This is a genomic window from Hahella ganghwensis DSM 17046, from assembly GCF_000376785.1.
Taxonomy (GTDB): Bacteria; Pseudomonadota; Gammaproteobacteria; order Pseudomonadales; family Oleiphilaceae; genus Hahella; species Hahella ganghwensis.
On sequence record NZ_AQXX01000097.1, the window covers coordinates 20926 to 36099 of the forward strand.

Genomic DNA, 15174 nt, shown 5'->3' on the forward strand with positions numbered 1-15174 from the left:
ATGTGTATCCTGCTCGTAGGTCTTTAAAGGGCATTCAGACTCAGAGACTCGAACCCGAGCTCCCAGAACAAGTACCCATAGTGATGCTTTTGTTATTATTCGTTGAATCGTTATTATTATTGGACTTATAACAGCTCCGGGCCTAACCACAGAGCTGTTTGCAAATTGCTCGCAGACAGGCTCGCAAATTGTTGATATTGAATAGCTTAACCATGTGACCGTGATTGTCTATCAGAATCGCTATTCATTTAGTAACCAAATATTGATATTTATTAACAAATCGACGCAAGAAAGAGCCTATTTAAGACTCTTACTTACGACTTCATAAACATCTTTTGACAAATCGGGCGCACGGGCAATTCTGGCCAGACTACTCTTCATGGCTTCTGAACGAGCGGGCTCATAACGCTTCCAGCGCGTGAGAGGCGTTACGAGACGTGCGGCAATCTGAGGGTTCAGTTTATTCAGCTTCAGTATCCAGTCCGCCAGAAATTCATAGCCACTGGCATCCGCCTGATGAAACTGCTTCCAGTTCTGGCCTGCAAAGACCCCAACCACTGAGCGCACTTTGTTTGGATTCTTTTCTGAGAACAGATCATGCTCTGTCAGTGCTTTTACATTTTCCAGAGATCCATAGGCGTCACTCGCCGCCTGCACGCTGAACCAGCTTTCCATGACCAGCGCATCCTTGTGCCAGCGCTGATAGAAAGCCTCCAGCGCCTGTGCCGCCTGTTCGCTCGCCGCTGTCACCAGAGCATTTAACGCCGAAAGTTCGTCAGTCATATTCTCAGCGGCCCGGAATTGCCTATGGGCCAGATCGCCCACGGACTCACTTCCACCTGCCGCCAGCAGCATTAGTAAGGCATTTTTATATGACCGCATCCCCATGGTCAGACTATCTGTCCCCGTCCCTTTCATCGACGAATCCAGCACCTGATAGCGCTCCACGATCAACGATTCAAATTCAGCCACAAGCCTTTTCTGCAAAGTTTCTCTAGCGTCGATTAAGGCATCCACATGGATGACATCACTCTGCTCTGCCAGGAAAGAAAGACTGGGAACCGCCATCATTTTGGCCAGCATGGCATAATCGTCGCCTTTATCCTCCAGCACTGATCTGAATGCCTCCAGATAGGCCTGATCGACCTGAAGAGCTTCACCTGCCAGAGAGGCCTCCATCATGTCCTGCAACACACTGGTTGCCAGCCGTTGCCCAGCATCCCAGCGGTTGAAACCATCACTGTCATGGGACATCAGGAAGGTCAGCTGTTCACGGGTGTAACCGTAATCAATCTTTACCGGCGCAGAGAAGTGCCGGAAAAGTGAAGGAACCGGCCGGGAAGACACATCAGAAAACTCAAACGTCTGTTCAGACTGAGTAAGCTCAATCACATCATTGGCAAAGGGAATGGCAAGATCCTGACCATCACTACCCACCAGTCCGAGTTTCATGGGTATATGATACGGTTCTTTCACCTCCTGCCCCGGCGTAGGTGGACAGGATTGAGAAACATGAAGCCGATAAACCTGGCTGGCCTCATCGTATTCGTCCGTCACAACAATTCTGGGTGTTCCCGACTGGCTATACCAGCGACGGAACTGAGTCAGATCCCGTTGACTGACCTCCTCCATGCAGGCGACGAAATCATCAGTTGTCACCGCCTGACCATCATGGCGCTCAAAATACAGATCACTCCCTTCGCGAAACTTTTCAGCCCCAAGCAAGGTATGCAGCATACGAACAACTTCAGCGCCCTTTTCATAAACGGTCAGGGTATAGAAGTTGGAGATTTCCATGTAGGAATCCGGACGTACCGAGTGCGCCATGGGCCCGCCATCTTCGGCAAATTGCGCAGTTCGCAGCAGATTCACATCTTCAATCCGCTTCACCGCACGGGAATGCATGTCAGCCGAAAACTCTGAATCCCGGAAAACAGTAAATCCTTCCTTGAGACTCAGTTGAAACCAGTCACGGCAGGTCACCCGATTCCCTGACCAGTTGTGGAAGTATTCATGAGCAACAATAGCTTCTACTCTCTGGAAAGTCGCATCCGTCGCCGTTTTTGGATTGGCCAGGACACAGGAGGAATTGAATATATTCAGTCCCTTGTTTTCCATCGCCCCCATGTTGAAATCACTCACGGCCACGATATTGAAGATATCAAGGTCATATTCCCGGCCGTAAACTTCCTCATCCCACTTCATGGAACGCTTCAGCGAATCCATCGCATGATCGCATTTTTCCAGGTCATGAGGCTCCACATATATGCGTAACTGAACGCGACGCCCGGACATGGTGTCGTAATGGGATTCAACAAACTCAAGATTCCCAGCGACCAGAGCAAACAGATAACATGGCTTTCTGAACGGATCTTCCCAGGTTACCCAATGACGATTATCTGACTCACCGCTTTCGATCGGGTTCCCATTGGATAGCAGAACAGGATAACGGTCTTTTTCCGCTTCAATGGTTGTCGTAAACCTGGACATCACATCCGGACGATCCAGATAGTAGGTGATCCGGCGAAAACCTTCCGCTTCACATTGAGTGCAGAACATAGAACTGGATCGATACAGCCCCTCAAGACAGGTATTTTCCTGAGGCTTGATCCAGGTCACCACATTCAGCACAAATGCCTTGGGCAGTCTTTCCAGAGTCAGCCCATCTTCGTCCAGAACATACTCATTGGGCTGCAACTCACGACCATCAAGTACCAGATGCTGAAGTTCCAGGTCCACGCCATCCAGCCGCAGTACGTTACGAAAATCCACCGCATCAGGATTCTGGCGGATGTGCAGATGGGAAGTCACCCGGGCGCCATCCTCAAACAGCTGAAACCTCAGATGGGTTTCATCAATCAGGAAATCAGGTCGACGATAATCTTTCAGATAAATAGTTCTTGGCTGGCTTTCTTTCATGCTGTGATCTTCTGATTCATCTTGGTTTTATGTCTTAAACCAGTACCCGACCATTGCCCGGGATCATACCGGTTCACGATGCCGCTTTAAATTCCACTTCGAATGCAGTGAATTTACGAATATTGATACATCCCGTATCCAGAATCAGGTACTGTCCCTTAATCCCCAGAAGCGTACCACTGACTTCCGGGATCTTTTCCGGATTAATACTTTTTACTTTGACAGGATATTCGAGGACAGGATAAGCGATCTCCAGGCTTTCTGCGTCTAAAAGTTTTGTCACTTCTGCACCCTGCTCCGTCTGAATCAACTGTGAAACTCCCTGATCAAAGGTCGCGAATAATCTATCACGCTCAGCCAACAAATCCAGTGGCTCAGGGGCGCCTTTGAGCATCGCTTGCCAGTGAGTACGATCATTGAGTTCTGATCGGAGAAGGTCTTCCACCAGGCCGGACATGCGTCGGTTATGCACTTCCAGAATCGGCAGTGCCTGTGCTGCCCCCTGATCAATCCAACGAGTGGGTATCTGGGTTTTCCGGGTAATCCCCACTTTCAATCCTGACGAGTTTGCCAGATAGACAACATGTGGAACCATACAATGAGCTTCACCCCATTCCGGCTCACGACAAGTACCCTCAAAATAGTGACATTTTTCCGGACTCATGATGCAGGAATCGCATCGTGCCAGTTTCTTGAAACATGGGAAGCAGAATCCCTGACTAAAGCTCTTTTTGGTTTTACGCCCACAATGACTGCAGAAGATATTACCACTGAATTTGAGTTCGACCGTCTTTCCAAGACTCGGGTTCAGGTCAATACGCTCGTCACCGATGATCATCTGGTAATCCACCGGCATTCCTGGCTCAGAGTTCAGGCGGCTGCCCATTTTTTCCAGGCAGCCTTGCACTGTATCTGTCAAAGTATCACCTCATATATTCAGCGACTGACAGGTATACATGAGTACCCCGTCGCTGTGTCGTTCTTTTGATTATATGTCGGCGACTCCCTAAGCCTGCTCACGGCTTGGCAATCGCTCAGGATGGCAGCCATTCAGGACCTGTGCCCCACAGATAGTGCCATTCAATTGAATAAATTTTGCCTATGTGGCGATCAGTGACGGGTGTCGTTCCCGCCAGGCGTCCAGACACCAGATGCGGGCTGATTACCTGCTTTCTCTGCACAAGGAGTGGGTTTGTCGCGGGCGATATACCCTACCCGCTGCTCTTCCGGTACATTATTGGCCGCTTCATAGGCAATAACAGCATCCATGCAAATCTGTTTTTGCTCTGTCGTCAGTGAGCGTCCATCCGGCCAGCGCCCCAGTTCCAGGGAACGCTTCAGCGACTCATAAACTTCAGGTGTAAGATTCTTCGCGACTTCAACAAAGGACATGGTTTCTCCTGCAGGAAACATTAACCGGAAACTGGAGCGGAACTATACCACAAAGCCCCAGCTCTCTTTTATCCCGCTATACAAATAACCCTGCAATACAAATAGCCCTATTAGTCATTTTACCCGTCTGGCCAATTCACCTCGCATGTAGATTGTGGCCATTCAACATAAAAAACCAGTTAGCACAAAAAAAGTGTTGACTTACAATTGCAAATCATTATCATTTGCATTGTGTGTTTGATCCCACACAAACTCTCATCAGAGTATTCACAGCATATTTAGAGGGAGAGACGAAAGCTGCGTTGTTAGGATCACCGCCATCACAACGGTCGTTCTTGCAGCTTTCCCCCCTCGTTTTTTTCAGCTTCTTTTATCTCAATCTGATTTTCAGAATTCACCAAGGAAATATCAGAGCGAGCCCAGCTCGACAATCATCAACGCTTTTTAAATATCAGCATCAGACCCGCTGCCACTACCCCACAAACAAACCCCATAAAATGCGCCATATTGGCCAAATGAAGACCGAACAGATCAAACACGCCAAAGATTCCGGCAAACATCCATAGAACACTTAGCACAACTAAACTCTGGTGGACCCATATTCCCTTTTTGGGCGCGAGTATCATTCCTGCCGCATGGACCCCGATCATGGCATATACCACACCGGAAAAGCCGGCAAACCCCGGCCCGCTGGCAAAAAACTGACTGACATTGGAAATCAATGCGGTGACAAAGACCAGAGTCAGTAAACCAAACACCCCCATATAGCGTTCCAGGCTACGCCCAAAAACCCACACCCCCAGGGAGTTAAACAGCCAGTGCATCACGCCCCAATGTAACCAGGCAGGAGCGATAAGACGCCAGTAGTCCCCTTCCTGAAACAGAAAACGGATCCCCTCCATCGGGGAGGCCATTAGAGGAAAAGGAAAGGCATACCTGTCCAGGAAGAGAAAATAGCGATGCGAGTCAAATTCGCCAAACCCTGTCCAGACGGCTGTAATGAGTAAACTGATCAGCAGACAGACGATAGTCGGATAACCGGCAAGCCTTGCCAATAGTGACGGTGTCGCCACCTGACGACCCTGAAACCAATCCTGCACTTGCCCCTGCAGTTGCGTGTCTTGCAGATACCTTTTTGCCGCCTCCAGTACCATAGGCCGCAGGCTGGCATCATTTACCCAGATAATTTGTTTGCCGGATTCTTCCGAGACCTTTATGGGAATTCGTTGTGATTGCAAATAACGATAGAGGGGCTCGATATTCACATCGACCCCCAGTTCGAGGACTTTTTCCATTCGTTTAACCGGCCTTAATAACTCAGCCCTGCCCCTGGCGGAATATCCCTTGAGACATCCACCCAGACAAAATTCTCTTTCTTCAAAGCCCGCTCGCCACTCATGCGATAGGCCACCAATTTGCCGTACTTCACTGCACTGTAATCCAGGCAGGCAATATTCTTTCTTACCGGTCGGGGAGTTCCTGATAGCCAATAATGTCCGACAAATAAGGGCGCTTCATCCGGCCCATAAAACACCAGCCGGGATCGCTCAGTGTCAGAGAGAGGCCTGTGCTGAACCTCCTCGGGCAGACCATCCGGCTGAAACACCACGTCGTCGTAGGTTTGCGGATCTTCCGCCCAGAATTTGGTACGGAAGAACGTGCGGGTATATCCATCCCCGCTTTTCATTGCCAACCCTTTGGGAAGCGGCATGTCTGTGCCTCTGAGCAAACGATCCATGACATGGCCGGCAAAGCTTTCTCGGACGGTGGAAGCGTGGAGAAAATCTTCATCAATGACCGCATCCGGATGAATCTCCAAAAAATCCTCGACCAGCTTATGATCCCAGCATGCGTGCACCACGCGAAATTCTGGTGTATCAATCAGAATCGGAAGGGTCATAAACCATTCCAGAAAGTGATTCCACTCATGCCCATAATTCGCAAACTGCTCCAGGGTTTCCCTGATCACGCGCTCATGCCGGGGGGTATGCTCCCGCAGATAAGTTTTATTACTGCCCGGTCGCGCCAATGTACAATAGCCCAGCGCATTATATTCGTGGTTTCCCATGACAATCCGGGCAGCACCATGCTCAACCATATCCCGGACAACGTGCAGCGCCTCTCTGATTCGAGGACCACGATCAACAATATCGCCCACAAAAACCGCCTGGCGGTCTTTATGCTGAAATACGCCGTTTATCTTCTGGTAATCCATTTTTTCAAGTAGTTTTACCAGCGTTTTGGCACAGCCGTGCACATCGCCGATAAAGTCATAACCACTGAAACGGCCTGCTTCTGATCCGGTATCTACTTCACTCATCCGTCAGTACACTCCGTCATTTTTACTACTTGACCACCCCAGCTTATCGCGGCAGATCTGATAGAAATTATGATTCATAGGATGTATCAGTCGCAGTTTCTGAGGCTTCTTCCCAATGGTGACCGTATCACCGGGGGCACAGGTAATATGGGTTTGACCATCGCAACTGACATGGGGATAGGTTTCGTTATAGTCACCAATAATCACCTTGATCTCGCTATTACCGTCGACGACTATCGGTCGGCTACTCAGTGTATGAGGAAACATGGGCACCAATGCAACGGCATCCAGCCTTGGATGCATGATAGGTCCACCTGCAGACAATGCGTAGGCCGTCGATCCTGTGGGCGTGGTCACAATCAAACCGTCTGAGCGCTGACTGTTGACAAACTGTCCCTCAATATACAGATCAAAACCAATCATTCTGGTGGACTTCCCCGGATGCAAAACGATGTCATTCAAACCGCACCCATAACCGATGGGTTCGCCATCACGCTTTACGTATGCATCCAGAAGAAAGCGGGATTCTTCAATATACTTGCCTTTCAGCACTTCTCCCACCTGATCTTCGATCTCAGACGGCAGGATGTCGGTCAGAAAGCCCAAACGCCCGCGATTAACCCCTAAAACAGGCACATTGGAACCAGCCAGAGCACGAGCAGCCCCCAGCAGACTGCCATCTCCCCCGACAACAATTGCCAGATCACATATCTCTCCCAGCATTTTCCTGCTGGAAACCTGAGCGCCATGGCCCGGCATCACTGCCGCGGTGGATTCCTCAATAATGACGGAATATCCTTCACTGAACAGGAAGGCCTTTAACCGCTTTAGCGTGTCCACAACCTGTGAACTGCCCATCCGCCCGATCAGACCAATGTTTCTGAATTGTTCCATAGATACCCTTAGGCTATTCAAGAGAAACGTGATTTGTCACTTTATGGTAACCAACTTCAGACGCATTGTAGAGGATTGCACGTACAGGTTCTTCCCAATATCCTGTCATCCTTCATTAATTTTTCTCAGGTAAGACAGTATTTTGGATGACACAAGACAGCTACAGGCAGACCTCGAATGGGTCATCAACAGTTCTTCACTGATAGAAATCCCTCAATACAATGCTGACACGCCGGTGCTGCCGCCCCCCTCCATACCCAGCGAGAAATTGCAGGAAGCAGTGAAGCAGAAGAGCCGCTTTCTGGGCCCCTACTTTGAAACACTTTGGAAATTTCTGATTGAACACAGCCAATCCCACGACCTGATCGCCCACGGATTACAGGTGATGAAGAATCGGCAAACGCTTGGAGAGTTTGATTTCCTGCTCAGAGAACAAGCCGGAACCCAAGTTATCCACCAGGAAGTTGCGGTTAAGTATTACCTGGGAGTCAGGCTTCCCAAGCCTACTGGCACCTCAGCCACAGCCGAGGCTACGGAAGGCTCAATTGGCAGCATGAAAGCCTCCTCTGCCTGGTTCGGGCCCAATTCCATTGACCGGCTCGACCTGAAACTCCACAAGCTACTTGAACAACAAATTCATCTTTCCGATCACCCGGAGAGTATTGAAGCTCTAGCACACTTGGGCATTCTTACGCCGCCCAGCAAGCAGATCCTGATGAAGGGCTATCTATTCCAGCCTCTCAACCAATCTCTGACCTATCCACCGCACGCACACCCGAAAGCCGCCTTTGGTGAATGGCTTCCTGTATGCGATCTTAACAAAATCAGAACAACCAGTGATCAATGGGTCGCACTACCCAAGTTGAAATGGTTAAGCAGAGCCCACTGCGACAACAGAGATGTTTTGAGTTTTGAAGAACTGCAGACTCAGGTTCACGAGGCTGATGGTCGACCGATTTTGATCGCCGCCATGAAAGAGTCCGGGAAAAATATTTTAGAGGAAAAACAACGATACTTTATCGTCAGCGACCAATGGGAAGGCAAAGCTATTGAATCACTGCAGAAGACGCCATTAACGGCCTATGCAAGCCACTCCAGAGCAGGCTCACTCCGACCTCCCTGCAATCCTCCGGTATGAACAAACACCACTTGCGCTGTATTAAAATGGCCGGAGCCAGCCAATGTCATCATGGCATGAAAAGCCTTGCCACTGTATACAGGCTCAAGAGGTATCCCCACCTGCCGATTCACTTCATTTAGACTGGTTACAAGCTGCTGGTCCCACTTGCCGTAACCAGCACCTTCAAACCCCGAAACAATTTCCCAGCTTGACCCATCTCCCTGCCCCTCCGCCAACAGAGCTTCAACCGTCTGCCGTTGAGACTCAGCGGCTTTTACCACTGAAATCCCTACTACTTGATGCCGAGAATTCTCAGCAGCAAAGCCAGCGATAGTACCGCCACTTCCTACCGGCAGAACGATCGTAACAGGCCTATCAAACCGGGAATAGATCTCTCCTGCCCAATCTCTGACACCACGAACACCGTCACGGTTGCTACCTCCTTCAGGCACCACCAGCACCTCTTTGCCAGTCACACCTTCCTGAGCCAAACCTGACACCTGTAACCAGTTTGCCAGCTGTTCTTCAACCCAAGATTGATCATAACGTCGTCGATAATCCTCGTGAGTCACCGGCACCAACTGCATTCCCCAATTCACGGCATCCTGCAGGGTAGCCGTATACTCAGTACGCCAGTGACCCCGGACCACCCCGATGGTTTTTAGCTGGTACTGATGGCCAGCAGCCGCCAGCGCATGGAGGTGATTGGAATAGGCCCCACCAAAACTCAAGATAGCTTTATAGCCTTTCTCCATGGCGTACTTGAGATTGTACTTGAGCTTATACCACTTGTTGCCGGATATGTCCGGGTGAGTCAGATCCCCTCTGACAATATACAGTTCCAGACCGTATTTCCGCATAGCACTGAGATCGACGGACTGAATAATAAGAGGTGGGTCAATCAACGGATATCAGCCTACCTGATGTTCTTCACAACGATTACTTTCGCCGGGGACATAATCACTTGGGGCTGCAATTCTGTTAATCGACTTTCCACACAAACCATGACCGGGAACCCGAAAATCACAGGCAGGCTTCTCATAATGATCCAGCCATTCTTTATACACTTTCTCAGAAACAGAACAACGCTCAGCCACATAGGCAATGGGATTATCCATATAACGCTTGATATCCTGCACCGGTAAGGTCAAATGTCCTGCCCCCGGGTGATAGACCACAAATACGACGTCCAACTCAGACAACTGACTCAAAACCTGACTGTCACCGCTGTTATCCAATTCCTCTTTCAGCTTCTGAATTTCAGCCCGTAGCTGTTCTTCACGCTCATTCCGAAAATAGATTTCTGCTTCACGCCTGTCCAGCTGCTCTTTGAGAATCGACAACTCCCCTTCCATCCGTTGCTTTAATCTCTCAGCCTCTTCACCAGGGAGTGCAGCCGACAGTTCTTTTTCCAGCAATGCCAGCTTCTTCCGATGTTTGGTCAAATCGTCCTGAAGATTTAAAAATTGATCACTTCTTTTCTGCAGCTTGGTTTTGGTCTGTTCGTACAAAACCCGCGTCTGCTTAAGGCTCTGCTCCAATTCCTGCTGCTTGTTTTTATAAGCCTGGGTTTCAATCCGACTTATCCGAGCCCGCTCTTCAATTTCCGCTTCGTGCTGACTGGACAGCGTCTTGATACGTAGGCGTTGCTCCTTCAGTATTCTGGCCAGTTTCAAACGATGCTTCTTCTCAAGATCCTTAAGCGCTTCACTTTCAGCATCTGGTTTTTTCTGAACAGCTTCAGGCACCAGAACAGGAATATCCTCATCGACTTCACGCTTATTCTTCCGCTTACTGGAAGGTTTTTCTGAAACCTCCCGCAACGTTGGCACTTCCTCTTCTTGCATTTGTACAACTTCAAAACTTAAACGATTTTCTATCAGCGCCTTTTTGATCACCTGGAAATCATTGCCTCCAGGTCGCATATCCGGATCCCACAGATCTCTTTGGTGCCAGGAAATAGCGCACTGACTTCGACAAGCAAGGCGAATGGGTCCACCTCCGAGGTCCGGCCCCGATCCGGAGATTGACGCCAGCCGTTTCAACGGCACATTCCACTCAGGGTCCGCCAAACCGTCTTCATCAAAGTACAGCTTAAAAAACACTAACGCCCGCGGTGCCAGTTGTTGATTCATCTGTATGTAAACGGCATTCACTTCGGTGTCCACCAGATCGCTCAACGGGACAACATTATCCAGAATGGCCTCAAACTCACTGTATCGCATTTGTCTGGAGACATATTGATCTTCCAGAAAGAGAACGGCTTCGTAATCGTCTTTAATCGGCCTTGCCATTTCGATTTCCTGAATTGTCTGCAAATTACAACCAGCAGACATTACCTGAACAAAGATGAAACTCCCTTCGTCTGACTCCTGCCTATTTCGAAGAGACTGTAAAAGCTAGCATGATAATGACGCATTGTCAGTCCGGCTTTTGGGTAATTTACCCCAAAAATACAGTTAGCTACGCGACACCTACAAAAGTGCACACTTAGAGAAAGTTTAGCGTAGGTAATGCTCAGGGAAAGAAAATTATCTAAAGACAACAACAGAACAGATTAACACCTCTGGCCTACACCCCTTAACCAGCAAATGAAAAGACATCACACACCGTCAACAACACCTTGGCATCCACAGTCTTTCAGACTGAAGCCGGAAGATTTATTGAGGGTAAGAAATCAAACAGTATGAGAGTGTCGACAGATTAAGGGTATATAGAGATGAACCAAAAACGGGAAGGCTTAAATAGACAGGAATAAGCACCAAAAGAAAGGGGCAACCTTCGGCATAAAACCAAAGATTGCCCCCGGCAGGCATCAAACGGAGCTGATCAAATCTCAGCGGCCAGACGACTACCCTGATTTATAGCCCGCTTGGCATCAAGCTCAGCGGCCACATCCGCGCCACCGATCAAATGCGCCGATACGCCCGCATCCACCAAGGGCTGATACAGGTCACGCAACGGATCCTGACCGGCACAGATGATGACAGTATCCACAGGCAAACATTTGGCTTCACCATTCACATTCACATGAAAACCTTCATCATCAATTTTCACGTACTCACAGCCAGACAGCATTTTCACCTGACGGTGCTTCAGAGAAGTCCGATGAATCCAGCCAGTCGTCTTACCAAGATTCTTTCCAACCTTGGAAGTTTTACGCTGCAACAGGAAGACTTCTCTGGGCGTTTCAACCGCCTCGGCCTCCACCCCTTTAACACCACCGCGATGTTCGACAGAGAGATCCACGCCCCATTCACGCATGAAAGCATCCACATCCAGGCTCGGAGACTTTCCTTCATGCGTGATAAATTCAGACACATCGAAGCCAATACCACCGGCGCCGACCACTGCCACTTTCTGGCCAACCGGCTTTCTCTGCAACAAGGCATCCAGGTAGCCGATCACTTTCGGATGATCCACCCCTTCAATATCCGGCACACGGGGAGTGACACCCGTCGCCAGTATAACTTCATCGAACGCCTTTAAGTCTTCAGCTGACACACGTGTATTCAGTCGCACGTCGACCTTATGCTTCTTCAGCATATTGTCGAAGTAACGCAAGGTCTCATAGAACTCTTCTTTGCCTGGAATCAGCTTCGCCACATTAAACTGACCGCCAATTTTGTCAGCCCCATCAAACAAAGTCACTTGGTGCCCGCGCTCAGCCGCGACCGTTGACGCAGCCAGACCTGCCGGCCCGGCGCCCACGACCGCCACCTTTTTCGGCGCGGCGGTTTTGACATACACCAGCTCGGTTTCATGGCAGGCACGCGGATTCACCAGACAAGAAGTCAGCTTCATCTGGAAAGTGTGATCAAGACATGCCTGATTACAGGCAATACAGGTATTGATTTCCCCCTCCAGATCCTGGGCCGCTTTTTCGACAAAATCAGCATCCGCCAGGAATGGACGAGCCATGGAAATCATATCCGCATCACCATCAGCCAGAACCTTCTCGGCCACTGACGGCATGTTGATACGGTTGGTCGTCACGAGGGGAATTGACACTTCTTTCTTCAGTTTCGCGGTGACTTTGGTAAATGCGGCCCGAGGCACCATGGTTGCAATGGTTGGCACCCTGGCTTCATGCCATCCAATACCTGTATTGATAATCGTGGCGCCGGCTTTCTCAATCTCTTTTGCCAGCATGACCACTTCTTCCCAGGTACTGCCATCTTCAATCAAATCCAGCATGGACAAGCGGTAAACGATAATGAAATCGGAACCAACCGCCGCACGCACACGGCGAACCACCTCAAGCGGCATCTGAATACGGTTTTCGTAACTGCCGCCCCACTTATCCGTACGCTTATTGGTGTGACTGACGATAAACTGGTTAATGAAGTATCCTTCAGACCCCATAATTTCCACACCATCATAGCCTGCTTCCTGGGCCAGCCTGGCACAATTGGCGTATGCGTCGATCTGCTCATCAACTTCTTCAGTACTGAGTTCATGGGGGGTAAACATGTTGATAGGCGCCTGCACCGGAGAAGGAGCCACCAGTTTTGGATTGTAGGCATAGCGGCCCGCGTGCAGAATTTGCATACAAATCTTACCACCAGCTTCGTGCACCGCCTGAGTGATAACTTTGTGATGCTCAGCATCTTCAGGAGAATCCATTTTGGCCGCCCCTTTTGCCACCGCACCTTCAGGGTTCGGCGCAATACCTCCGGTCACAATCAAGCCCACACCTCCACGAGCCCTCTCGGCATAGAACGCCGCCAACCGGTTAAATCCATTCGGCGACTCTTCCAATCCGGTATGCATGGACCCCATCAAAGTCCGGTTACGCAGAGTGGTAAACCCTAAATCCAGCGGGGAAAGCAAATTGGGATACTTGGCAAGACCAGGTGCTGATGACGACATGAATTTCTCCTCTCATCACACATATAACAGATTCACAGACTGTTATTGAATTGACTTTCTTTTTTAGGGCAGCAATCCCACCCATTTATCATGAAACCTCCGAAAAATCGCCTTCTAGCGATTATAGTCATGCTGACGTTTTTCGGAGACTCCTTTGCTTTTTATGAAGACTCTAAATTAGTATGATGCGCTTAATCTAACAATGTCTTCAAATAACATTTTTTTACCCTCAAAATACACCAAATCACTCAAGAAACGAGGCAAAATACTCGCATGCAGCTAGGAGATATCTCGGTTAATTATGTCGAACTCATGTCCAGAGCGGTGCTTGATCATGGATTTAACCCTGAGGAAACAATGCAGCAGTTCGGGATTACCAGAGAGTTTCTGGCTACTCCTAAAGCCCGAATCAGTATTCCCAGATTCATGCGACTGGGACATGCCTTGATACAACAATTCACACTACCCGAGCTGGGTTTGAGAATGGGATCATGCATCACAATTTCCCATCTGGGGCTAACGGGTCACGCCAGCATGACATCGGCCAATCTGGAAACCGCCTTGAGACTCTGGATTCACTATGAGCGACTGAGTAGCGAAAACAAGCGCGGCATCAGTCGGTTTTATATCGAGCATGGATGCGGTATTGCGCAGTTCTACTCCATCAGCCCATACAATGATTTCAACTATTTCGTGGTTGATTGCATATTAGCCAGCTGGCATCAACTGGCTGGATGGATTACTGAATCAGGCAGCCTTATACAAGAGGTGCAGGTGGAGTTTCCCGCACCGCCCTACGCGTCCGAATACCAGAGCTTCTTTCAATGCCCGGTCAAATTCGAGCAACCAAGGAACGCACTGATATTCAAGGAAGAAGCGCTAACCAAACCCTCTCATTATGCGCACACAGCATCCCATCAGGACGCTGTTGAGCTCTGTAACCGCGAGCTTTCAGCCTTGCTCGGCGCACAACCTTTTGAAGAACGCGTGCGACAAATCGTCACACCACTACTGCAGAAAAAGGAAATACAACTGGAGGATATCGCCGGACAGTTGGGTCTGACACCCTGGTCATTACAGAGACGACTCAATAAAGAAGGCCTCAAATTCAGCGAAGTAGTTGATAATACGAGGAAGAGTATCGCCGCACGCTATTTGACAGCAACGGACCTCTCAATAGGTGAGATAGGTTTCTTGCTTGGTTATTCATCACCCGCAGCGTTTCACCGCGCCTTTAAGCGATGGTTTAACTCAAACCCCAAGCCTTTCAGGGAATTACACAAAAACTCAGAAGAGAAATAAGTCGCGATCGAGTCTAAGGGGCTACCACTCTTCGCCGTCATCCAAATCCTCGTCATCATCAAACTCTACCCAATTGAGCTCGACCAGCTCATCAATATAGTCCTGCATTATTGAATCCTCGAAAGCAGATTATTCCTTCTAAACTACGGTATGAGAATGACAAACTTATGACACACCCTAAAAGAAATCGCTTACAAATAAGCAAGAAGAAGACAGCGGACAGAAAAATCAGACCAACAGACACGCAAACGTCATAAAAAACAATGAGAATATAAGAATCGGAGTGATCAAAAGCATGAGATTTGGAAGCAGCTTCAATCTAAAAAGAAGTGATAAGATACTGCCTTAAGGAAGA

Annotated in this window: 11 protein-coding genes; 2 read left to right on the forward strand and 9 right to left on the reverse strand. The window is 49.1% G+C overall.

The window, feature by feature from the left end:
- Positions 1 to 297: 297 nt before the first annotated feature.
- From pepN to F566_RS0108805, 6 genes are all read right to left on the reverse strand, one after another.
- Complete coding sequence (pepN, locus tag F566_RS0108780) at positions 298 to 2919, reverse strand: aminopeptidase N (protein WP_020406619.1); 2622 nt, start codon at positions 2917 to 2919, stop codon at positions 298 to 300.
- Positions 2920 to 2992: 73 nt separating this feature from the next.
- Positions 2993 to 3838 carry a DUF2797 domain-containing protein gene (locus F566_RS0108785; RefSeq protein WP_020406620.1) on the reverse strand — a complete coding sequence of 282 codons (846 nt, stop codon included), beginning with the start codon at positions 3836 to 3838 and terminating at the stop codon, positions 2993 to 2995.
- A 191-nt stretch (positions 3839 to 4029) separates the two neighbouring features.
- Positions 4030 to 4311 carry a YeaC family protein gene (locus F566_RS0108790; protein WP_020406621.1) on the reverse strand — a complete coding sequence of 94 codons (282 nt, stop codon included), beginning with the start codon at positions 4309 to 4311 and terminating at the stop codon, positions 4030 to 4032.
- Between the two features lie 434 nt (positions 4312 to 4745).
- Positions 4746 to 5606 (reverse strand): rhomboid family intramembrane serine protease, encoded by an 861-nt coding sequence (locus F566_RS0108795; RefSeq protein ID WP_020406622.1) that lies wholly within the window; start codon positions 5604 to 5606, stop codon positions 4746 to 4748.
- Positions 5607 to 5620: 14 nt separating this feature from the next.
- A complete protein-coding gene (locus F566_RS0108800) occupies positions 5621 to 6631 on the reverse strand; it encodes a metallophosphoesterase (protein WP_020406623.1) in 1011 nt (336 codons plus the stop codon).
- Positions 6632 to 6634: 3 nt separating this feature from the next.
- Positions 6635 to 7525 (reverse strand): NAD(+) kinase, encoded by an 891-nt coding sequence (locus F566_RS0108805; protein ID WP_020406624.1) that lies wholly within the window; start codon positions 7523 to 7525, stop codon positions 6635 to 6637.
- A 142-nt stretch (positions 7526 to 7667) separates the two neighbouring features.
- Here F566_RS0108805 and F566_RS0108810 point away from each other — a divergent pair, with 142 nt between their 5' ends.
- Positions 7668 to 8663 (forward strand): DUF1853 family protein, encoded by a 996-nt coding sequence (locus tag F566_RS0108810; protein WP_020406625.1) that lies wholly within the window; start codon positions 7668 to 7670, stop codon positions 8661 to 8663.
- Here the strand turns inward: F566_RS0108810 and F566_RS32365 are convergent.
- The 3 genes from F566_RS32365 to F566_RS0108825 all read right to left on the reverse strand — a co-directional run bounded on the left by F566_RS32365 (position 8606) and on the right by F566_RS0108825 (position 13517).
- Complete coding sequence (locus tag F566_RS32365; protein ID WP_020406626.1) at positions 8606 to 9550, reverse strand: 1-aminocyclopropane-1-carboxylate deaminase/D-cysteine desulfhydrase; 945 nt, start codon at positions 9548 to 9550, stop codon at positions 8606 to 8608. The two genes, F566_RS0108810 and F566_RS32365, sit on opposite strands and share 58 nt — an antisense overlap.
- A gap of 6 nt (positions 9551 to 9556) precedes the next feature.
- Positions 9557 to 10939, reverse strand: a complete 1383-nt coding sequence (locus tag F566_RS0108820) for a hypothetical protein (protein WP_033416007.1) — start codon at positions 10937 to 10939, stop codon at positions 9557 to 9559.
- A 535-nt stretch (positions 10940 to 11474) separates the two neighbouring features.
- The gene (locus tag F566_RS0108825; RefSeq protein WP_020406628.1) at positions 11475 to 13517 is read right to left on the reverse strand and encodes an NADPH-dependent 2,4-dienoyl-CoA reductase; all 2043 of its coding nucleotides are present in this window, start codon (positions 13515 to 13517) and stop codon (positions 11475 to 11477) included.
- Positions 13518 to 13790: 273 nt separating this feature from the next.
- Here F566_RS0108825 and F566_RS0108830 point away from each other — a divergent pair, with 273 nt between their 5' ends.
- A complete protein-coding gene (locus F566_RS0108830) occupies positions 13791 to 14819 on the forward strand; it encodes an AraC family transcriptional regulator (RefSeq protein WP_020406629.1) in 1029 nt (342 codons plus the stop codon).
- Positions 14820 to 15174: the final 355 nt, after the last annotated feature.